The 21,300-nt window shown below is 46.5% G+C and carries 16 protein-coding genes and 1 pseudogene; 11 read left to right on the plus strand and 6 right to left on the minus strand.

Annotated features, from left to right (window positions below; genetic code table 11):
- The first annotated feature begins 124 nt into the window (after window positions 1–124).
- The 6 genes from ACO0KV_RS11875 to ACO0KV_RS11900 all read left to right on the plus strand — a co-directional run bounded on the left by ACO0KV_RS11875 (window position 125) and on the right by ACO0KV_RS11900 (window position 10,593).
- Window positions 125–4,429, plus strand: a complete 4,305-nt coding sequence (locus ACO0KV_RS11875; RefSeq protein ID WP_423042742.1) for a response regulator — start codon at window positions 125–127, stop codon at window positions 4,427–4,429.
- Between the two features lie 50 nt (window positions 4,430–4,479).
- Entirely contained in the window at window positions 4,480–5,610 is a 1,131-nt protein-coding gene (locus ACO0KV_RS11880; RefSeq protein ID WP_423042743.1) for a response regulator, read from the plus strand.
- 116 nt (window positions 5,611–5,726) lie between these two features.
- Window positions 5,727–6,968, plus strand: a complete 1,242-nt coding sequence (locus ACO0KV_RS11885) for an AMP-binding protein (RefSeq protein ID WP_423042744.1) — start codon at window positions 5,727–5,729, stop codon at window positions 6,966–6,968.
- A gap of 157 nt (window positions 6,969–7,125) precedes the next feature.
- The gene (locus ACO0KV_RS11890; RefSeq protein WP_423042745.1) at window positions 7,126–7,515 is read left to right on the plus strand and encodes a phosphonate transporter; all 390 of its coding nucleotides are present in this window, start codon (window positions 7,126–7,128) and stop codon (window positions 7,513–7,515) included.
- Window positions 7,512–8,825, plus strand: coding sequence for a diguanylate cyclase (locus ACO0KV_RS11895; protein ID WP_423042746.1), 1,314 nt, complete (start codon window positions 7,512–7,514; stop codon window positions 8,823–8,825). The genes ACO0KV_RS11890 and ACO0KV_RS11895 overlap by 4 nt, the downstream gene beginning before the upstream one ends.
- Window positions 8,826–8,844: 19 nt before the next feature.
- Window positions 8,845–10,593 (plus strand): putative bifunctional diguanylate cyclase/phosphodiesterase, encoded by a 1,749-nt coding sequence (locus ACO0KV_RS11900; RefSeq protein ID WP_423042747.1) that lies wholly within the window; start codon window positions 8,845–8,847, stop codon window positions 10,591–10,593.
- Window positions 10,594–10,735: 142 nt separating this feature from the next.
- On the opposite strand, the gene ACO0KV_RS11905 is transcribed toward ACO0KV_RS11900, so the two are convergent.
- The 3 genes from ACO0KV_RS11905 to fdxA all read right to left on the minus strand — a co-directional run bounded on the left by ACO0KV_RS11905 (window position 10,736) and on the right by fdxA (window position 14,818).
- Window positions 10,736–12,940, minus strand: a complete 2,205-nt coding sequence (locus ACO0KV_RS11905; RefSeq protein ID WP_423042748.1) for an OsmC domain/YcaO domain-containing protein — start codon at window positions 12,938–12,940, stop codon at window positions 10,736–10,738.
- 379 nt (window positions 12,941–13,319) lie between these two features.
- Window positions 13,320–14,390 (minus strand): NAD(P)/FAD-dependent oxidoreductase, encoded by a 1,071-nt coding sequence (locus ACO0KV_RS11910; RefSeq protein WP_423042749.1) that lies wholly within the window; start codon window positions 14,388–14,390, stop codon window positions 13,320–13,322.
- A gap of 104 nt (window positions 14,391–14,494) precedes the next feature.
- Window positions 14,495–14,818, minus strand: a complete 324-nt coding sequence (fdxA, locus tag ACO0KV_RS11915) for a ferredoxin FdxA (RefSeq protein WP_423042750.1) — start codon at window positions 14,816–14,818, stop codon at window positions 14,495–14,497.
- A gap of 445 nt (window positions 14,819–15,263) precedes the next feature.
- Here fdxA and ACO0KV_RS11920 point away from each other — a divergent pair, with 445 nt between their 5' ends.
- The gene (locus tag ACO0KV_RS11920) at window positions 15,264–16,232 is read left to right on the plus strand and encodes a 2-hydroxyacid dehydrogenase (RefSeq protein ID WP_423042751.1); all 969 of its coding nucleotides are present in this window, start codon (window positions 15,264–15,266) and stop codon (window positions 16,230–16,232) included.
- Here ACO0KV_RS11920 and ACO0KV_RS11925 read toward each other — a convergent pair.
- Both ACO0KV_RS11925 and ACO0KV_RS11930 read right to left on the minus strand, forming a co-directional pair.
- Window positions 16,224–16,475, minus strand: coding sequence for an acyl-CoA-binding protein (locus ACO0KV_RS11925; RefSeq protein ID WP_423042752.1), 252 nt, complete (start codon window positions 16,473–16,475; stop codon window positions 16,224–16,226). The genes ACO0KV_RS11920 and ACO0KV_RS11925 overlap by 9 nt on opposite strands.
- A gap of 179 nt (window positions 16,476–16,654) precedes the next feature.
- Entirely contained in the window at window positions 16,655–17,356 is a 702-nt protein-coding gene (locus ACO0KV_RS11930) for a UPF0149 family protein (protein WP_423042753.1), read from the minus strand.
- A 132-nt stretch (window positions 17,357–17,488) separates the two neighbouring features.
- On the opposite strand from ACO0KV_RS11930, the gene ACO0KV_RS11935 reads away from it, so the two are divergent.
- The 4 genes from ACO0KV_RS11935 (at window position 17,489) to ACO0KV_RS11950 (ending at window position 21,191) form a co-directional block, all read left to right on the plus strand.
- Window positions 17,489–18,496 carry a serine/threonine protein kinase gene (locus ACO0KV_RS11935; protein WP_423042754.1) on the plus strand — a complete coding sequence of 336 codons (1,008 nt, stop codon included), beginning with the start codon at window positions 17,489–17,491 and terminating at the stop codon, window positions 18,494–18,496.
- 102 nt (window positions 18,497–18,598) lie between these two features.
- Entirely contained in the window at window positions 18,599–19,270 is a 672-nt protein-coding gene (gene rpiA / locus ACO0KV_RS11940) for a ribose-5-phosphate isomerase RpiA (protein ID WP_423042755.1), read from the plus strand.
- A gap of 564 nt (window positions 19,271–19,834) precedes the next feature.
- Complete coding sequence (locus ACO0KV_RS11945; RefSeq protein WP_423042756.1) at window positions 19,835–20,680, plus strand: hypothetical protein; 846 nt, start codon at window positions 19,835–19,837, stop codon at window positions 20,678–20,680.
- A gap of 298 nt (window positions 20,681–20,978) precedes the next feature.
- Window positions 20,979–21,191, plus strand: a complete 213-nt coding sequence (locus ACO0KV_RS11950; protein ID WP_423042757.1) for a DUF6572 domain-containing protein — start codon at window positions 20,979–20,981, stop codon at window positions 21,189–21,191.
- On the opposite strand, the pseudogene ACO0KV_RS11955 reads toward ACO0KV_RS11950, so the two are convergent.
- A pseudogene (locus tag ACO0KV_RS11955) lies at window positions 21,182–21,300 on the minus strand (IS30 family transposase); the annotation flags it as partial. The gene ACO0KV_RS11950 and the pseudogene ACO0KV_RS11955 sit on opposite strands and share 10 nt — an antisense overlap.

A 21,300-nucleotide genomic window follows, 5' to 3' on the forward strand; every position in this document is an offset into this window, starting at 1 on the left:
ATGTAACTCTTTTGCTATGTAAATCAATGTTAAATCAATGGTAGATCACTTAATTAAAGTACAATTCTTTAACGCTTTGCGTAGAACAAACGCTGCAGCTTTATCTTATTAAAGGTATTTGGGTATGAGTAGTAGTCTATATCTGTCAGAGACAGACTGGCAGGAAAGTTGCTTCGTTGCATTTGATCAGATGCGGGATAATCCCTGTGCCGGCAGAGTTCTCGCAAGAGAGATGCACCAACAGGCTATTTCGCACAGATTGCCGGTATTGGGCACATTTGCAGAGTCGTTATTAGCCTTTGCAGACTTTTTTGCGGGTAATCTTGATCTGGCAGAGCCTGAGTTTGAGCGGACAGCGGCCATGTTTGAGTTAGTTGGCGATGATCTGGGATTGGCTTTTGCACATCTCGGCACTGTTGCCGTCTGGCGAAAACGCGGGATGTCTGAGCAAGCATATTCTTTATGTCATTCCAAAATTTTGCCATTGCTTCCCAAGTACGACCATCGTTTGTCCGTGATGGTGCTCAATATCCTGGCGGTATTGTCGCAAGAGCTAGGTTTTACTGAAGAGGCAATCAGATATTTCTATAAAGCGCTGGAACAAGCTCGTCGCTTGAATATTCTCAACCGCGCTTCACAGATATTGGCTAATCTCGGTGAAATTTTTTACATGAGTGGCAACGTTGAATATGCCGAAAACTTGTTGGAAGACGCTCGCCAGATTGCGGTAGATTCTGATGAGCGCTGGCTGGCACCGTTTATCTCGACGATGCTGGCACTCTGTAAGCTCTCGTTGGAGAAGTACGATGATGCCTATGCTGCGGTCGCGCCGTATATTGGCGAAGGGAGTGCTGCTTTGCACACTGACGCCGCCAGCCGCGCGTTTTGCTTCTCTGTCGCTGCTTACACACTAGCCAGGCAAGGTCAGTTAACCCAGGCAGAGCAACTTTCTCGAACTGCAATGCATTCACTCGATTCATTCGAGGACAAACATCTCAAGCCGTATAGCTGGTGGGTAAGTGGCTATTTACATCGTTGTCATCAACGTCATCATGATGCGATTAGAGATCTGCGCCGTGCGATTGAGGAGAGTGGCAATAAGGGGTACTTCTATGTGCCTTTACGTGCCATGAAAGAAATCACCGATATTTATGCCGAACAGAAAAACTGGGAGGCTGCATTTAAAGAACAGCAGCGTTATCTTGATCTCTTCTCGAAGGTGCAAGGGCGTGCAACCCGGATTCATGTTCAGACTTTACATATCAAAAATGAGCTCAAAGAAGCTGAATTAGCCCGTCGTCTTGCTGAGGAAGCAATGAACGAGCGTAAAGTCTTAGACGATGAGCTCAAACGCATGCTCACTGAGCGTGAAACGATTCTTGAAAATTCCATCGTCGGTATGGTGTTTTTAAATCATCAGGGGCGTGTGCAATGGGCAAATACGCCTTTGTGCAATATGTATGGAGTCAACAGAGATACGATTCTGGGATTGTCGTTAGAGCAGTTTTATGTCTCCCGTGAACACTATCTCTTTTCCGGTGAGGCAGTCAATCAGTCAGTCAGAACTGGCGCTGCGTATCAAACTGAAATGCAGATGCGAAGAGCCAATGGCGATTTGTTCTGGGTACAATTTTCTGGGCAGGCAGTAGATAAAAATGATATTTCTCACGGCACGGTATGGGTCGTGATGGATATTTCTGCGAGACGCCAACTGGAAGCGGATCTGAATCGCTCTGAAAAGCATTACCGACAATTAGTCAATAATGCCTCTGAGGGTATTTTGGTCATACAGAACGGTGGGATTGTATTTGCTAATCCACGCGCATCTGCATTATGCGGTTGCGACACAACGCTGCTTAAAGATGAGCGATTCATTAATCTGATTCTTCCTGAAGATCGGTTGTTAGCTGAAAATTTTAGTTCTAGCAGTTTTAGTTCTGAACAGGCGGAGCACTATTTTCATTGCCGTATTTTGCATCCAAGGACAGGCGCAATCATCTGGGTTGAGTTATCAGCTGTTCTGATTGACTGGGAAGGGCAGCCAGCTACCCTGTCTTTTATGTCTGATATAACCCAAAGAAAGCAACTTGAAACAAAATTGCAGAAAAGCATGGCAGAGCAGATTCGACTGCAGACGCTGCAAATGCAAAACGAGCTGAAAGAGGCCGAAGTTGCTCGTCGCCATGCCGAAGAAACAACTGAGGCTAAGTCGTTGTTTCTCGCTAATATGAGTCATGAAATTCGTACGCCGATGAATGCGATTATTGGTATGACGCATCTGGCATTACGTACCGAGCTCAATCCTAAACAGAAAGATTATTTAGAAAAAATCTATCATGCGGGGATGTCTCTCACCGGAATCATTAATGATATTTTAGATTTTTCTAAGGTTGAAGCAGGTAAGTTAGCGATCGAATATGCCGATTTTAGTCTCGATGACGTGTTACAAAATATTTCGGCAATGTCAGCGGATCAAGCATATGAGAAGGGCGTAGAACTTGTCCTTAGTATGCATCATGCCGTCCCGCGTCAGTTGCGCGGTGATGCTTTGCGTCTGGGACAGGTGCTCATTAATCTCGTCAATAATGCGATCAAGTTCACAGAACGCGGGGAAATTGAAGTGCGTTGTCAGCAGTTGGAAGCGACAAGTGATCGCGTCAAACTCGAATTTGAAGTGCGTGATACTGGTATCGGCATGTCATATGAACAGATATCGCGTTTATTTGTTCCCTTTAGTCAAGCAGATGAGTCAACCACACGAAAATTTGGTGGAACAGGCCTTGGTTTATCAATTGCAAAACGTGTCGTTGAATTGATGGGGGGGGAGATATCGCTTGAAAGCGAAACAGGAAAAGGGACAAACGTACGTTTTCATGCGTGGTTTGGTTTAGGTCATTCGTCTCATGCTCATGCGGTGTTGCCGCAAGCGCTGGCTGATATGCGAATTTTGGTCGTGGATGACAACCAACTGGCCGCGGATGTGTTGCGTAATGAGCTATTAACTATCTGCATTCATGTTGATATCGCATTGACGGCGAATGACGCAATCCGAGCTGTCGAGGCAAGAGATTTACATCAGGCCTATGACTTGATGTTTGTTGATCTTGATATGCCTGAGATCGACGGTCTTACCTTAATTGGTTTATTAAAAAATATCAAAACGCTGCGTTCCTCACCCTTGTTTGTTCTCGCTGGTGCGCATGGACGGGAGGAAGTCAATTATCGCGCAGACGTGGTGCCGGATGGATTTATCAATAAACCCGTGAACGCTGTCAGTCTTCGCCATTGTCTTGCAGAGCTGTATTCCAGACAAGAAAATCAGAGGACACCCCAGGAGCTACTCTCTATCCCACAATATAAAGATTTGCGCGTGTTACTGGTTGAAGATAATGAAATTAATCAGCAAATTGCTCGCGAACTCATGGAGGCGAGCGGTATTACAGTTGATATCGCCGAAAACGGAAAAATCGCAGTAGAAAAAATTCTGTCGCATCCCGCGGATTACTTCTCGATGGTATTCATGGATTTACAGATGCCGGAACTTGACGGGCACCATGCGACGGTCATGATTCGTGCGGATGCCAGATTTAAAAAGCTACCGATTATTGCGATGACGGCACATGCCATGCGCGATGACCGTCAGCGTTGTCTTGATTCTGGCATGAACGCGCATTTGGCAAAACCCATTGAACCTTCTGCACTGTTTTCAACTATTTCGGAGTGGTGCCCGACCCTTGAAACCGAAGCCCGCTACGAATATGCAGCAGATGAAAAAAATGCTGAAGCGACTCCCTTGCATATCGACGGGGTCGATACTGAAGAGGGGTTAAAACGGACGATGGGTAGTTATGAGTTGTACACTGAGTTACTGACGCGGTTTTGCGATGATCAGCGTGATGCGGTTGTTAAGGCTCAAGCTGCATTCGTTGATGGTGACACGCGGACTGCGGAGAGAATCATTCACACCCTTAAAGGTGTCGCTGCTTTAATTGCTGCGAAAAATGTCCGGTATCTGGCGGAAGAATTGGAAAATGTTTTGCGTACATCGAATCAGGCGCGAGATATTATTTCTCGTTTTGATGCTTGCCAAAAACAATTGCAATCAACAATTTTTGCCATTGAAAAAACATTGCTTCGGCATCGGAGTGGTTTGTCGCCGGAGACGGTGATCAATGCCAGTCACGCCTACGATCGTCTAGCGATGCAGAAGGCGATTAGTCAGTGCGAGGCCTTATTGGCTGAATACGATGGCGAAGCGGTTGACGCGATGATGGAGTCGGCTGATGTCATTGTGCTGGCATTGGGTGTCGAAAACTATAAACAGTTGATGAAGGTAGTCAAACAATTTGATTTTGATGCTGCATTGGTCATGTTGCGTCAGGCCGCAACATTGCATGGGTTTCAGATTAATTTGCAGTCGATTGAATAAGGAATGGAAACGGTAATGGTTTTGATAGGCTTATTTCTGCTCAATACAGCATGAGTCAATATATTGATCTCACCCCCAGGCAAATGATCTTGATTGTCGACGATACGCCCGACAATATTGCCCTTTTATCGGGACTTTTTAAATCCCAATATAAAATCAAGATCGCCACCAACGGAGCAAAGGCTTTGCAAATCGCTGCACAAAAGCCAGCCCCCGATTTGATATTGCTCGATGTGATGATGCCCGGCATGGATGGCTATGAAACCTGTCGTCGGTTGAAGTCAGACTTATTAACGGTTGATATTCCGGTGATTTTTTTGACTGCTAAAAATCAACCAGCAGATGAAGAAAAGGGGCTGCTCTTAGGGGCAGTTGATTACATTAGCAAACCAATTAGTCCTGCCGTTGTTGTCGCAAGAATCGCAACTCAGCTCAATCTGATCCGCGCACAACATTTGTTACGGGATCAAAATAAGTACTTGGAAAGCCTTGTGCGGGACAGAACAAGTAAGCTGGCCAAAATGCAAGATGCGATTATTCTCGCAATGGCATCGTTGGGTGAGGTCCGTGATAACGAATCCTCAAATCACGTTCGCCGTACGCAACTGTACGTCAAAGTCCTCGCACGTCAATTAAGTTTGCATCCACGTTTTAAGCACGAATTAAGTGCCGAGAATATTGAGTTACTCTACAAATCCGCGCCGCTGCACGACATCGGCAAGGTAGGTATTCCGGATCATCTTCTTCTTAAGCAAGGAAAGCTGAAGGCAGAAGAATTCGAAATTATGAAGCAACATACTGTCTTCGGGCGTGAAACTATTTTGTCTGTTGAACGGTATCTTGGTGAGAGTAATAACTTCTTGCGCTTTGCTCGTGAGATTACTTATTCGCATCATGAAAAATGGGACGGGACAGGTTATCCAGAAAGCCTCAAAAATGATGAAATCCCAGTCTCTGCGCGTCTGATGGCAGTAGCGGATGTTTATGATGCATTGATTTCGGAGCGTGACTATGAGTCTGCTCTTGAACATCAGGAGGCGATTAATGTAATGCGCGAAGGAAGGGGCAACCATTTTGATCCTGACGTCCTGGATGCCTTTATTGAGGTCGAAGATCAATTTTTTGAGATTGCCAGAAACTACAATGATGCGATGTTGACGCCGATGTTGTCAGTTAATTGAAAATGTCGGATTAATTGGCATAAATAAAAAATGCATTTCCCTCTGTATAATCACATTGAACTGATTCTAGTAAGAAACAAACGATTGCTTTTATGCTTTAGTACGTTATGAATAAAATGCAAAATAAAGCTGCGATATATCCTTCGTGGTGGAGCGATAGTGAGCGTTTGCGTCGTTTTCTGGTGGATAACATTGTTGCTGAATTGAAGCAATTGCGCCCCGGCACCCTTCATTTGCCTGCCTTGCCCTGGCCCGTGAACTTGAACCTCGTGAACGATCTTGGCGTGGATTCGATGGAATTGCTTTCCCTCGCAACTGCTGTGTCCTCTTCGCTTCAGGTACACCATTCAGGACTCGAGGACCAATTTTTGCAGCGATCTGGCTTGCAGGACTGGGAAGATATCCTCAAAGAAAGCCTGCAGCACAGTGCGGAAAAAATAGCCTTTTCTACGTCAGGTAGCACTGGTGTTCCAAAGGTTTGCTTGCATGAGCTTGCAGATTTGCAAAGAGAGATCGCAGAATTGTTGCCGTTATTTGCGAATGTTAAACGCTTGTTTTTTACCGTTTCTTCCCACCACATTTACGGTTTTTTATTTTCTGTCATGTTGCCCAGTCTGATGCCAGGAGATATCGAGTTGATTGATGCCCGCTCAAACATGCCGAGCAGTTTAGCGTGCAAACTGAGGAGCGGGGATGTGATCATTGCCTATCCTGATTTTTGGCATGCGATGATGGATTCTGGCGCTGAAATACCAGCTGGTGTGACGGGCGTAACGTCGACAGCGCCGTGTCCAGACTCGATAGCAAACGGTCTAGTCCAGCAGGGGCTCGATACCCTGATTCAAGTCTATGGCAGTACTGAAACGGCCGGAATAGGGTGGAGAATTGATGCTTCACACGCTTTTTGCTGTTTGTCCTATTGGCGTCGAGCGAATGGATCGGACTCTCATTTGGTGCGCACAGACAGGAATGAAAACGCTCATCGTGTGTCTGCACCAGATCACCTTGAATGGTTAGATGATACTCACTTTCTTCCAGTCAGCAGGATTGATCATGCAGTGCAGGTTGGTGGTATCAATGTTTTCCCTCTGAAGGTGAGTGGTGTTTTGCTAAGGCATCAATTGGTGAAAGACGCAATAGTGCGCATGATGCGGCCAGATGAAGGACGGCGTCTGAAAGCATTTTTGGTTCCTGTCAACCCGAGCATACCGCACGCAGAACTCGTGCAGCAGGTTAGGCAGTGGGCAAGACGGCATTTAACAACTGCCGAGCTACCAGCCTCATTTACTGTTGGTACATCGCTGCCTAGGGCTTCTAATGGAAAGCTCAGGGATTGGATATCCGAACAAGCTGATTGAATTGTTGTTTTGCTGTTGACTAAACTGCAAATAGGTTAATCTAGCGACGAATCACAGAGTGGCGTAGTATTTAAAAAATACTGACATGTTTTCACGTAAACAAACTTGTTTAGTTGATAACTCAATATCTGTTACGAATTTTATTGGAGCTTACATAATGAATTTATCATCGGCACTTTCTTTTGATGCAGAAAATCTCCAAGAGAGTTTAGATGCCTTAGATGAGACTCAACTCGACGATCTGGATTTTGGCGTGATTGGATTCGATGCTGAGACGATTGTAGGTCGATATAACACCTTTGAGTCGAAAGCAGCGGGTTTGCCGCGTGATAGAGTCGTGGGACATCCGCTTTTCACGTTCGTAGCACCTTGTATGAATAATTTTATGGTTGCTCATCGCTTCGAGGAAGCACAAGACGAGGGCGTCGTTCTTGACGCGTCCCTTAATTATGTCCTTACGTTACGCATGCGACCGACAAAAGTAGTATTGCGCTTGCTGGCGAGTCCTACCTCTGAGACGCGTTATGTTCTGGTGCGACGTTTATGAGTTCTGAGCTAAACAGTCACGACGCCGGGGAGTATGAGGCGCTCCTCCAATTCATGTATATGGCACCCGTAGGCCTGATTGAGGCTGACGTCCATGGCAATATCTTGATGATGAACCCGTTGTCGGCGCAATTGCTCATGCCTTTGAGTGTTGATGGTGGATTACAAAATCTGTTTGACTCTTTAGAGTCAGTTGCCCCTGATCTGCGGCACCTGTGCAGTGTTTTTCCTGAACAACAGGGAACGATCTGCGATGGCATCAAGCTACACCTCAATAATTACGCCGACAAGCGCGGACCTCAAGTATTGACGCTGAGTCTGATGAAGTTAGACCAAGTGCGCCTGATGGCAGTCATTGCCGATATCACATTACAGGATAAAAGAGAGCGTCAGCTGCGCCAGAACGATGCCTGGTTGAATGCCATCATGACCAGCATCACTGATTATGCGCTGATTAGTCTTGATCAGTTTGGCCGGATTGAAGCGTGGAATGAGAGTATTCAAAGGGTTACCGGTTTTGATGATAAGGTTATAGGCCATTCCTATGGTATTTTTTATCCAGAAGGGGCGATCACTACAGCGCAGCAGTCTGATCGTTTGAGAGAGGCGGATGAAAACGGCTGGAGCCTTGATGAGGGCTTGCGTCTGAAAGCAGATGGCAGCCAGTTCTGGGCAAGTGCAATGATTTTTCCGCTTCCGGATCGACGATCAGACGCCTTTAGTATAGACGACCAGCGTATTGGCGAGTCTGCATATTGCTTGATCGTCCGCGACATCAGCGACAAGCGTGATGCAACTGACAATTTGCGTAAAGCAATTTATGGCGATCATTTGACGGGCTTGGCTAATCGGCGTTCGTTCTTTGAGGCCGCGGAACTTGAGCTTTCCCGACGAAATAAAATGCTACGCCCTTCATCATTGATTCTGGTCGATGCGGATAATTTCAAATCAATCAATGATTCTAACGGTCACCCCGCAGGTGATGCTGTATTGCGCCATCTAGCGACATCCATGAAAGGGATGTTCCGACAGGTCGATGTCGTTGCTCGTATTGGTGGTGAAGAATTCGCAGTGTTACTTCCGTCAGTCGATATTAAAGAAGCTATCGTGATTGCGGAAAGGTTGCGTTCATACTTGGAAAGTCATCCGACCAGCTACGAAGACCGGGAAATTACCTGTACTGTCAGCGTCGGTGTTGCGACAATGGATGAGCATATTTCTCAGCTTAACGAATTGATGAAGCGTGCTGACCAGGCACTTTATGCTGCCAAGCAGAGCGGTCGGAATCGTGTCAATTATTGGGGTGAGTAATGGTGATTGGAACAAATCAATGACGAGCAATGAACACGAAGAGGCATATGAGGCACTCATTCAGTTCTTGTATCGCGCCCCGATTGGTTTATTGCAAATACAAAGAGACGGCCATATCGAGATGCTCAATCCGATGTCTGCTCAGTTGCTTATGCCATTATCACCTGATGGCAATCTGGAGAATTTTTTTGACGTTATCCAACTGAGTGCACCTGAGTTAAAGGGAATGTGTCAGCAGTTTTCTGAAAAAAATGGTGTGATTTGTGATGCGATCCGCATTAAGCCCGCAACATCGCAACATGCGATGCGTGTGCCGGAGGTCCTCTCCGTAGGTATGCTCAAGGTCGACGATAATAATGTGATGGTGGTCGTTACCGATGTGACGCAGGAGGTGGAGCGTGAACAGCGCAATTTGGCGCGCCGGATTGATAGCGCTACCCGAATTGATGCTCTGACCAGACTGCCTAATCGCATCGCTGTACGCGATATGTTGCAGCAGACAATGCAAAGAATCAAAACGTTGACGAATGACGTATCTGCCGTGTTGCAGATTAATTTTGACCGTTTTAAGCAAGTCAATGATTCCTTTGGGAATGCAACTGGAGATGAAGCGATTCGTCTGGTGGCGCAGCGATTACGTTCGGCAGTTCGCTCTAATAGTAGACCCGCCGCCCAGATTTTTATGCCAGAACCGGTCGCCCGCGTTGGTGCTGATGAATTTGTCGTATTGTTAGATAGCATCAATGATTTTTCAGTGGTGGAGGTTGTCGCTAAGCGATTACTCAACCTGTTGGAAAAGCCGTACCACATTGGTCAGAATGAAATCATTGCGTCCTTCAGTATTGGTATCGTTTCATTGTCTGGCAATATCAGTGATGTTGATGAGATATTGGGAGACGCCAGTATCGCGACATCCGCGGCTAAAGCCAATGGTGGCGCACAATTTGTGGTGTTCGAAGAGTCGATGCGGGAAGTCGCGGCGCGGCGCGGAGGGATTGAAAGCGAACTGCGCATAGGTCTGGAGCAAGAGCAATTATTTATCGTTTATCAACCGGTGGTTGGATTTTTAAGCGATGGCTTGATTGACCGCTCTACTGGAGTTGAAGCACTCATTCGATGGCAGCATCCAGAGCACGGCGTCGTTGGGCCGGTGAATTTTATTGAAATTGCAGAAAAATCAAATTTGATTAATGTGCTTGGTCGATACGTTTTACGTAAGGCCTGCAGTGATTTCATGGAATGGAAAGTAAGCCTAGGTGCACTTGCACCACGTTTATTGGCAGTGAATTTATCGCGGGCACAACTTGCGCAGGATAATTTTGACACCACTTTGTCCGATATTCTTCGAGAGACGAACATGCCTCCGGAGCAGTTGCAGCTGGAAATCACCGAAAGCTTTGCGGCACAAGACGCGGATATTCAGTCGCAGTTACGCAAACTGAAAAAGCTGGGTGTTAAATTGGCACTGGATGATTTTGGTACAGGTTACTCGTCACTTTCCAGCCTTCATTTACTGCCCATCGATACGGTAAAAATTGATCGCTCATTTGTCTCACTGGCCGATACCAGTGCGCACCATGAAATTCTGATTGAAGTCACTGTTAAAGTAGCCCGTAGCCTGGGAATGACGACGGTTGCAGAGGGTATCGAAACAGAGGGGCAGTCCCGTATCGTGCAGCAATATGGCTGCGATAAAGGTCAGGGCTACCTTTTCAGCAAACCCTTAGTTGCAAGCGAATTGCTGAAATGGATTGTGGCTCCAACATAATTTCAGCGCTGCTCTTCATTTTTTTTGATTTTTGTTGATCAGTGGTGGCCGATGGGTTTTGTTCTTGTCCATCGCCAACAAAAAATAAACCCGCAACGTTTCTGGCGATGCGGGTTTTATTTATAGGGCAGTAAGCACTGATTTAGTTGGCGTCACTCATCGTCTTTGCGCGTACGGCATGGATTTTTTTGTAGCTGTCAATCAAGCGTGCATGTCTGTCCAGACCTTCAAGGCGCATACTAGTAGGTGTCAAACCATAGAACCTGATGCTGCCATCAACTGAACCAAGTACCGCATCCATCCGTTCGTTGCCAAACATTCTGCGGAAATTAACGATGTAATCGTCCAAGTCCAACGTGTCGTCTAGCATTACTTCAAGAACCACATTTAAGGCCTGATAAAACAAGCGGCGTTCGACGGTGTTGTCGTTGTAATGTAGGAAGGCACCGACGAGTTCATGCGCTTCTTCGAATTCTTTTAGTGCAAGGTTGATCAACAGTTTTAATTCCAGAACGGTGAGCTGGCCCCATACGGTGTTTTCATCGAACTCAATACCAATCAGTGTGGCGATATCGCTGTAATCGTCTAACTCATTGTTTTCCAACCGCTCCAGTAAATCCTCGAGTCCTTCTTCATCAAGCTGATGCAGATTTAAGATGTCCTGACGGAATAAGAGCGCTTTGTTGGTATTGTCCCAGACCAAATCTTCGACGGGATAGACTTCAGAATAACCTGGTACTAGGATGCGGCAAGCGGTGGCGCCCAATTGGTCATAGACGGCCATGTAGACTTCTTTGTCCATCGCTTTCAGAATACTCAACAAGGTTGCTGCTTGTTCTTCATTAGAATTTTTTCCGTGACCAGAAAAATCCCATTCGACAAACGCAACATCCGCTTTAGCGCTGAAAAAGCGCCAGGAGACGACCCCACTGGAATCAATAAAGTGTTCGACAAAGTTATTCGGTTCGGTGACCGCGTTGCTGACGAATGTTGGTTGTGGCAGATCGTTCAATCCTTCAAAACTACGTCCTTGTAATAACTCCGTTAAGCTGCGTTCCAGTGCCACCTCAAAGCTCGGATGGGCCCCGAAAGACGCAAACACGCCGCCTGTTCGTGGATTCATGAGAGTAACGCACATCACCGGATATTTTCCACCAAGCGACGCGTCTTTCACCAACACCGGAAAGCCTTGTTCTTCCAGACCCTGAATGCCAGCCACAATGCCTGGGAACTTTGCCAATACGTCTTGCGGCACATCTGGCAATGTCATCTCGCCTTCCAGAATTTCGCGTTTGACAGCGCGTTCAAAAATCTCTGACAAACATTGGACTTGTGCCTCTGCGAGGGTATTGCCTGCGCTCATGCCATTGCTGGCAAAGAGATTTTCGATCAGGTTTGATGGGAAATATACAGTTTCACCATCTGATTGACGGAGGTAGGGCAGGGAGCAGATACCACGCTCAGCATTACCCGAGTTGGTATCAATCAGATGCGAGCCGCGTAACTCGCCATCTGGATTGTAAATATCGAGGCAATACTCATCCAAAATCTCTTTTGGCAGTGCATTTTTTTTGCCCGGCTTAAACCAGCGCTCCGTTGGATAATGTACAAAGGGGGCATTGGCAATGTCTTCGCCCCAGAACGAACCAGCATAAAAGTGATTGCAACTCAGTCGCTCGATATACTCACCGAGCGCGGATGCCAGGGCACTTTCTTTGGTCGCGCCTTTGCCGTTGGTGAAGCACATTGGTGAGTGTGCGTCACGGATATGCAGTGACCACACATTTGGAATAATGTTGCGCCACGAGGCGATTTCAATTTTGATGCCTAGTCCTGCCAATAGCGCTGACATATTGGCGATGGTTTGTTCCAGCGGTAAATCCTTGCCCTGAATATAGGTTGCAACATCGTTGCCTGAATTAAGTGTCAGTAATGCCTGAGCGTCTGCGTCCAGATTCTCAACTTCTTCAATGATAAATTCTGGACCAGTTTGTACGACTTTTTTTACCGTGCAGCGATCAATGGAGCGCAGGATGCCTTCGCGATCTTTGGCGGAAATATCGGCAGGCAGCTCAACCTGAATCTTGAAAATCTGTTGGTAACGATTTTCTGGATCAACAATGTTGTTTTGGGAAAGGCGAATATTTTCGGTTGGAATATTGCGTGTATTGCAATACAACTTCACAAAATAAGCAGCGCATAGGGCTGACGATGCTAAAAAGTAATCAAAAGGCCCCGGTGCTGAGCCATCGCCTTTATAGCGGATCGGCTGGTCAGCGATCACCGTAAAATCATCGAACTTGGCCTCAAGACGAAGCTTATCGAGAAAGTTGACCTTAATTTCCATGAGAGAATTCCAAAATAATGTTCAAAATGAGTTGGTCGCTATTATCCATGTTTTAGCGACAGAGCACAGGTAATCGTCATCGCACTACTTCTCTTGTGACCAAAAGGTGATTCGCTTTATAAAGAGATCATTTTTTTTCGATGAGACTGGGCGCAACAATCATCTGATCATCGGTTAATGATGGCGTAATTATTACCTTGATATTGTCTTTTTTGAATCCCAGTGAGCCAAAATGATATTTGTAATATTTAAAATGTTTGTAATGTTTGTAATGTTTGTAATGTTTGTAATGTTTTTTTTAATACGTAAAAAATAAAAAAGCGCAAATTGCTTTGCGCTTTTTTTGAGCGGGGTGATTGCCTTCGCAATCCGCTGATTTTTAGTCGAACGTTGGTGTTTCCACACCCAGAATTTTATGCAATTTTGGCGATGTAGTGGTGTATTGCATGTGGATTTTCTTTTCAGGGAAAATATACGGTGCTGCACCAAACGCTGCTAATGCAGCTTCATGGAAACCGGACAGTATCAATTTCTTTTTGCCAGGGTAGGTATTGATATCGCCTACTGCAAAAATACCAGGAACGTTGGTTTCGAACTTTTCAGTGTTCATCACTTTTAATTGCTTGCGTTCGATTTCCAGGCCCCACTCAGCGATTGGGCCGAGTTTTGGAGATAAACCGAAGAACACCAGCAAGTTGTCCAGAGGCATACGACGCGTAACGCCATCGGCACCAGTGACTTTGATTTCGCTCAGGACATCATCTTTGGTTTCGATGCCAGTTACTTGACCAATAGTCAATTGCATTTCGTAGTTCTCGCACAGCTCTTTCATCTTGGCAACAGAAGCTGGCGCAGCGCGGAAATCATCACGACGATGCAACAAGACAACGGATTCAGCTTTACCAACCAGATTCAATGCCCAATCCAGCGCAGAGTCACCACCACCACAGATGACCAGGTTTTTGCCGTGGAACTGGCTAGGATCTTTCACGCGGTAGAACACTTGTGAGCCTTCAAACGCCTCGATACCGTCTACCTTTAATGTACGTGGCTGGAATGAACCAACACCCGCAGCAATAAAAATCGTTTTAGTGATAAAACGTGTACCAGCCGATGTTTCCAGATCAAATCGTCCATCTTCACGGCGCTCAACCAACGTTACTTCCTGACCTAAGTGGAAGGTTGGTTCGAACGGTTCGATTTGTTTTAACAGATTGTCTGTCAGTTCCTGGCCTGTGCAGACAGGGACTGCTGGGATATCGTAAATTGGTTTGTCAGGGTATAACTCGACGCATTGACCGCCAACCACCGCCAGTGAATCAATCACGTGTGCTTTGATTTCGAGCAGGCCTAATTCGAACACCTGGAACAGGCCAACAGGACCCGCACCAATGATGACTGCATCGGCTTCGATGATGCCGCTTGCCTGTGTAGTTTGATTATTTTCCATACGACGAGATATTTCCTGATATTACCTAAAATTGTTTGGGTAATCTTACTTTGTTACCCTCTTGCCATCATGGCATTACTGCAGACGACGCTTACTGGAATGAATTACCGGTCCAGATATTGCAGCTTTTCCTTCACGTCTTTCCAGTCATCCGCATCTGCGAGTGGAGCAACAGTTTTAGTGATGGAAGGCCATTTGCGAGTTAAGTCAGCATTGATCTTGATGAACTGCTGCTGATCTGCCGGCACATCTTCTTCAGCATAAATCGCATTTGCTGGGCATTCTGCTACGCATACTGCGCAATCAATACATTCGTCCGGATCGATGATCAGGAAATTCGGGCCAGCACGGAAGCAGTCCACAGGGCAGACATCCACGCAATCGGTATAACGGCAGCGGATGCAGGATTCGGTCACAACGTGGGTCATAACAGTCCAATCTTTAAATTTCGGGGTGTTGGCACAGCCAGTTCGCAGAAAACACGTGCTATGGCTGCAAAGCCTTGTATTTTAAGGCAATTTAGCAGATCTAACAAATCAGGCTTATATACTTTGCGCATAAGCAAATACATAGGTAGCTTCTGGCGTTCCTGAGTTCATTAGATGAGCAGTGAAAAAATACTAGAAAATGAAAGCGAATTATAGACAGATATCAACTTATTTGCATTGATGTGGATCACCGATCAGATCATTTCAGTTTCTTCTTCGTTTTCTTCATTACGCGATGAAATTTTTTCAAACAGCGTTTTCCGTCGGATTCGATTTGAATTTAACGTTAAGATAGACACAATGTAAGCACGACTTACGCAAATTAACCATGTGGATCGAGGCGCTTTATTGCATGGTTAGTCTTTACTTTTTCTCTGGATGAATTATGAAACCTGCAATATTGGTTGCACGCGCGGTATTTCCCGAAGTACTTCATAGACTATCTGCCCATTTTGAGGTGGAATCGAATCAAGACGATGTGGTCTTTACGCCGTCTGAATTAATCGAAAAACTCCGAGGAAAGGCTGGGGCGATCACCACGTCAAGCGCACGTATCAATCGGGAATTGTTGCAGCAATTGCCAAATTTGAAGATGGTCGCCAATATGGCTGTGGGTTACGATAATTTTGATGTGGCTGTTATGACCGAGTTTGGCGTCAAAGCCAGTAATACTCCAGACGTATTGAATGAAACCACAGCCGACTTTGGCTGGGCATTAATGATGGCGACGGCACGCCGCATTACCGAAGCAGAGCATTGGCTGCGCGACGGTCAATGGCATAAGTGGCGCTACGATTACTTTCTGGGCGCAGATCTGCACGGTTCAACGCTGGGCATTATCGGCATGGGCAGAATCGGTCAGGCCATCGCACGCCGCTCAACGGGCTTTAACATGCGGGTGATTTATCATAATCGTTCGCGTCTGGCACCAGAGCAAGAAGCTTTTGCGAATAATGCGCAGTATGTGAGTAAAGACGAGGTGTTACGTCAGGCTGATCATCTGATGCTGATTTTGCCCTATTCGCCGGCGTCGCACCACACCATTGGCGCGGCAGAACTGGCAATCATGAAGCCAACAGCGACACTGACTAATCTGGCGCGCGGAGGTATCGTCGATGACAAGGCCTTAATCGTCGCGCTGCGTAACAAGCAGATCGCGGCCGCAGGGTTGGATGTGTTTGAAAATGAGCCGAAATTTGATCCGGACTTTCTCGGTCTGAACAATGTCGTATTGACACCGCACATTGCCAGCGCATCTGAAGCAACGCGCAGAGCGATGGCGAACTGTGCAGTGGATAATTTGATTGCCGGATTAAGTGGTGCTACACCACCTAATCTGCTGACCTCATTTTAAAGAGTTGATCAGGTCGACGTATTGCTGCATCGCATCTTCCTGCGAGCTGCCCTTTAAATTTGCCCAGGCATCGAACTTAGCACGGCCGACAAAGTCGGTCATGCCAGGACGGTCGCCTGTTGCATCGCCTGTGCTGCCTTGTTTAAAAAGAGCGTAAATTTTCAGGAGCGTCATGTTATCTGGACGTTCAGGTAAATTTTTCGACTCAGCTAAGGCGAGGTTGAATTGTTCTTGTAGGCTCATGGTGAACTCCAGCTCTGTTGAAGAGTTAATGGTTAAAAATGCAAAGACCTAAAAAGTACCACGAGTCTTAGCTACATCATTACTTTTGCGCTAGAGCTTTTCTTCAAGTCAGTGCTGGCTGGCGTTCGGGTTTGTTCAATATGGTTCAATGCGGGCTTTCGCATTGAACCTTTTGCTGATTAATGCAGCGTAGGCTCAGCGCCGCAGCAAGCCTTGTATTTTTTGCCGCTGCCGCAAGGGCAAGGATCGTTTCTACCAACCTTCGGTGTCTCACGTTTAACGGTGGTGACGCCTGATTTTCTGAGTGGCGCCCAAAAACGGCGGATCGCTGGAATCGACGATTCGATAGACAATGCGAGGGCATGGCATTTTTCTGGTGTGTCAACGAATTTTAGTTCTTCTTCGTCGATTTCTTCTGCACCTAGCAGGTAGATTGGTTGCAAGAGAGGGCCGATTTCTTCGGATTCCCATGCTGCTTCCCACGCTTCATCGCGCAATTGCATGCCTTCCCAGAAACCCCAGGCCCAGGTTTCGCCGTCGATCAATTCTTTGCCGTTTTGCTCCAAAATACAAAACAGGGGTTCAAATTCTTGTGGCGCGACTTCAAACGTGATCTGAATTTCGTTCATGAAACGGGCGATCAAATGTGTAACGCGCTGTAATTCTTTTTCATTTTTGAATTTTGGCTCGGCAGCGTCAGGCAGGCCCCAGACTAAGGGGAGCCACTCGCTCATTGAGATCATCTCGGGGCCGAGTGCAATGGCGGTCAGATAGCCATGCAGGGCATCCATCGTCATTCCATCGTCGCCAACCCGATCGGACATAAGGAATTTGTCGAGTTCATTGAATTCTTTGTCGCTGAGGGGTTCGTCTAAATGCATGGTGGTACCTGAATGTGATTATGTAAATACCGGAAGTGTAGCGCTTTGTCGCAGCGCTGTAACGCCTTTTATCGTTTTTTGCGGCAAACTGAAAGTCCTCTGCCAAGGGAATTACCACGTACAATTCAGGTTATGAATGAACAAATACTCCCTCAGTCTTTTTCTGATTTATCTCCTGACCTGGTACTTGATGCGGTCGATAGCTGTGGCATGCACTGCGATGGACGCTTGCTGGCCCTCAATAGCTACGAAAACCGTGTCTATCAGGTTGCTATCGACGATGCACCTCCTGTGATTGCAAAATTTTACCGTCCGCAACGTTGGTCGGATGAGGCAATTCTGGAAGAACATCAGTTCGTGCGCGAACTGGTTGCCCAAGAAATTCCGGTTGTCCCCGCTTTGCAAAATGCTGCAGGCGTCAGTTTGCAGACTTACCATGGATATCGTTTTGCTTTGTTTAAACGGCAGAGTGGACGAGCGCCGGAAGTCGGCGATCTGGCGACGCTGGAGTGGTTAGGACGTTTTATTGGACGTATTCATGCTGTGGGAGCGCTGACCTCTTATCAGCACCGGCCGGCAATCAATTTGTATACTTTTGGCACTGCACCGCGCGACTGGTTATTAGCGAATGATTTCCTACCGCCCGATTTATTGCCCGCTTATCAAACCGTCGTTCAGCAAGCCTTGGATGGCGTCGCACGTTGCTATGAGCGGGCAGGGGAGGTGTCGTTGATCCGTTTGCATGGCGATTGTCATATGGGAAATGTCTTGTGGTTAGAGCAAGGCGATCAGGCGGGTCCGCATTTTGTGGACTTTGACGATAGTCGCATGGGGCCGGGGATACAAGATCTTTGGATGCTCTTGTCAGGTTCGAGACAAGAGATGCAGGCGCAGTTGACCGATATTTTAGTTGGCTATGAAGATTTTTATGAGTTCGAGCCGCGCCAGCTGCATTTAATCGAAGCCTTGCGTACTCTACGACTGATTCATTATTCAGCTTGGCTCGCGCAGCGCTGGACCGACCCCGCCTTTGTGATGGCGTTCCCTTGGTTTAACACCCAACGCTATTGGCAAGACCGGATTCTCGAACTACGTGAGCAGATCGCACTGATGGACGAGCCGCCGTTATGGCCGGTGTAAGTAGGTTTGGGATAGTCAATGTGCCGAAAAACTGCGGCTTGAAGAGTCTATCGGCTAAAATACCCGAAATTTTTTTGATCAGATGTAAATAGGAGTCACACCATGACACAGGATGAATTGAAACTTGCTGTTGCCCAGGCTGCAATTGCTTATGTTGTAGAAGGCGAAATTGTTGGTGTCGGCACCGGCTCTACGGCCAATTTTTTCATTGATGAACTGGCGAAAATAAAACATAAAATCAAAGCCGCCGTCGCGTCTTCCGAAGCAACTGCCGATCGCTTACGTGGTCATGGCATTGAGGTACTGGATCTGAACGATGTCAGCTCTATGCCCGTATATATTGACGGCGCTGATGAAATCACCGAACAAGGTGCGATGATTAAAGGCGGCGGCGCTGCATTGACCCGCGAAAAAATCGTAGCCTCCGTTGCTGAAAAATTTATCTGTATCGCTGATGGCTCCAAGTTGGTGCCGTTGCTAGGTAAATTCCCTTTGCCTGTCGAAGTAATTCCGATGTCTCACGCGGTAGTTGCCCGTAAACTCAATGCGATCGGCGGCGAAGCCCGTCTGCGTATGAAAGAAGGCAAGCCTTTGTTGACTGATAACGGCAATATGATTTTGGATGTGCATGGCTTACAAATCGCTGACCCTGTGGCGCTGGAAACAGAAATTAACAATATCGTTGGTGTTGTTACGGTTGGTTTGTTCGCACGTCACGGTGCCAATGTCTGCTTGTTGGGAACTGCGGAAGGCGTGAAGACATTGACGTTCTGATTTAGTTTTTGACTTTCGTCATCAAAAAATTCTCCGCTGTTGCGGAGAATAATGGCGCTGGTAGCAGCGATATGACTGCTGATTTGATCACACAATTCACGTCTCAATAAATTGCACAGCATTACGCTATATCAAGTTGCATCGTAACTCCGTTGCCGCTCCTTAAGCATTTCACATTGCATCGTCATCGCCCGCGTAGACTGGTGACCCAGTGGTACTGCAGCGCCTTCGGACTAAGACGTCGTCTTTAGTTTTTCGTTTGCCCCGAAAAACTCCTCAAAAAAATCTGTTACTAAATCCATCATTTTTATTTCAAATCGAAACAGTCGTGAGAATTCGAAAACCTTGCCCTTTAGGTGTTGACGTTGCTTTGTGTCACTTGTTAAGGTGCTCAGCGCTACCTGGACATGCGGCATCAATGCGCAATGCTCAGGTATGGACAGTCGCGTTGAATGGGCTGATGACGATGTGCAATCAGGTGCACGGAGATGAGTGGGGCGAACTGATAGCGTAATTCAACGCTTACGCCAGCATCCGTGTACCTGCTAGAGCGGGGAGCGGTGGATGAATGCGATTGTTTTATCAGACTTTGCCAGAAATTGGGATGCGCAGGACGGATCATTGTTGTCTCTCAAAGGACGATCACTGATTTTTCATGCACTTTCAGGCGAACATGATGTGGCGCAATCGCTGCTGGGCGAATTGCATCTTCTACGTGGCCGCTTTCCCGGTTTTGCGGCTATTCGTGACATTGCCTCTGGATCTGTGCCCTTGCATAAAATCGGATCGGTTGTGTATGTTGGTAATCCTCTCGATTCCGTCTCCCTTGCTCGCATACTCGCTGAATCAACGGAGCGCTGCGCTCAATGGCTTGATTTGCCGCCACCTCAAATCGTGCTGCAATGCATGCCTCAGCGATGTCATTTGTACTATACCCTGATATGTTTTCCTGGGTTAGCGATCATTCGTTTATCGATGATGCCTGATTCTCTTGGTGAGGTGCGTTTTATTGTTTTTCAGGAAGTTTGTCATGCCTTTCTCCATTGCGGAGTTCGTCTTCTTGACGAAGGGTTGGCTCATTATTTTGCGACGCATTTCGTTGATCCTACACATGCATTGATTTCGCAAGCTAAGTATTCCGGTTTATCTGATATCCATGAATTATTAACTATGAACGGAGACGGACTATTCGGCAATAATGTCTGCCGCGATAGCGGTGACTATCGCGCGGCTGTATCTAGTGGCGCACAGTTAATTGAATGCCTGATTAATGCCGCTGGGATCGATCATTTAAAAGTACTTTTTTTACGTATTTCTCAATCGACGAGTGATGCTGAAATTATTGAATTGATTGAGGCAACGTTAGGCCATCGCTTGCCACACAGTGCACGTTATGGATGCTACTTTTGAGGTGAGGTAGTGGTCTGGCTGTTATTTTATGTCTAGACCATAAGTAGAGGCATCTTTTGAGGCCAGTTGGGTAGACAGTGTCGGCATCCGCTCAATAAAATACGAAGGGGAATAAGGTAAAGTCCATTCCAAGTGGCACCTAAATTTCACCCACTAAAGTTGAGATTATTAGGCCGGAGTAAATGTGACTATTGAGCAAAAAGGTGTCGTAGATCTGATCGCAATTTCAGCGGAAGGTGCAGTTGCATATTTAATTATTTCTGATTACCTTAAGTAGGGTGTTGGTGATGAGGAACATCTGTTACTTATTCAGGAAAAAATAAACGAATACCTATCTTTTATTGAGGGAGAAACTCTAATTAAAGCTGGCCCCGATTTAAGAGGAAAGCGACTTGTTCTTAACGTGATTGCATCGCACGAACCTAATAAAGCGGGTTTTACTTTTTACGAACAACTTAGAAATATACTTGCAAATGCAGGCTATCCTTTTATTCCGCGAGTTCAATTTTGAAGTGCAAGCGTATTTTTGAAGAATACCTGATTGGGTGTAAGGTATCCTAATCTTTTTCTTGGTCGATTATTCAGTCTTTTCATGGCGTGATCAATCTCCTGTTGTGTAA

It is taken from the genome of Undibacterium sp. RuRC25W (assembly GCF_049339825.1).
Classification (GTDB): Bacteria; Pseudomonadota; Gammaproteobacteria; order Burkholderiales; family Burkholderiaceae_D; genus Undibacterium.

Bases quoted from the DNA above. Each gene is read 5' to 3' on its own strand.
- ACO0KV_RS11875 (WP_423042742.1), top strand. From the start codon at position 125: ATGAGTAGTAGTCTATATCTGTCAGAGACAGACTGGCAGGAAAGTTGC.
- ACO0KV_RS11880 (WP_423042743.1), top strand. From the start codon at position 4,480: ATGAGTCAATATATTGATCTCACCCCCAGGCAAATGATCTTGATTGTC.
- ACO0KV_RS11885 (WP_423042744.1), top strand. From the start codon at position 5,727: ATGCAAAATAAAGCTGCGATATATCCTTCGTGGTGGAGCGATAGTGAG.
- ACO0KV_RS11890 (WP_423042745.1), top strand. From the start codon at position 7,126: ATGAATTTATCATCGGCACTTTCTTTTGATGCAGAAAATCTCCAAGAG.
- ACO0KV_RS11895 (WP_423042746.1), top strand. From the start codon at position 7,512: ATGAGTTCTGAGCTAAACAGTCACGACGCCGGGGAGTATGAGGCGCTC.
- ACO0KV_RS11900 (WP_423042747.1), top strand. From the start codon at position 8,845: ATGACGAGCAATGAACACGAAGAGGCATATGAGGCACTCATTCAGTTC.
- ACO0KV_RS11905 (WP_423042748.1), bottom strand. From the start codon at position 12,940: ATGGAAATTAAGGTCAACTTTCTCGATAAGCTTCGTCTTGAGGCCAAG.
- ACO0KV_RS11910 (WP_423042749.1), bottom strand. From the start codon at position 14,390: ATGGAAAATAATCAAACTACACAGGCAAGCGGCATCATCGAAGCCGAT.
- fdxA (WP_423042750.1), bottom strand. From the start codon at position 14,818: ATGACCCACGTTGTGACCGAATCCTGCATCCGCTGCCGTTATACCGAT.
- ACO0KV_RS11920 (WP_423042751.1), top strand. From the start codon at position 15,264: ATGAAACCTGCAATATTGGTTGCACGCGCGGTATTTCCCGAAGTACTT.
- ACO0KV_RS11925 (WP_423042752.1), bottom strand. From the start codon at position 16,475: ATGAGCCTACAAGAACAATTCAACCTCGCCTTAGCTGAGTCGAAAAAT.
- ACO0KV_RS11930 (WP_423042753.1), bottom strand. From the start codon at position 17,356: ATGCATTTAGACGAACCCCTCAGCGACAAAGAATTCAATGAACTCGAC.
- ACO0KV_RS11935 (WP_423042754.1), top strand. From the start codon at position 17,489: ATGAATGAACAAATACTCCCTCAGTCTTTTTCTGATTTATCTCCTGAC.
- rpiA (WP_423042755.1), top strand. From the start codon at position 18,599: ATGACACAGGATGAATTGAAACTTGCTGTTGCCCAGGCTGCAATTGCT.
- ACO0KV_RS11945 (WP_423042756.1), top strand. From the start codon at position 19,835: ATGAATGCGATTGTTTTATCAGACTTTGCCAGAAATTGGGATGCGCAG.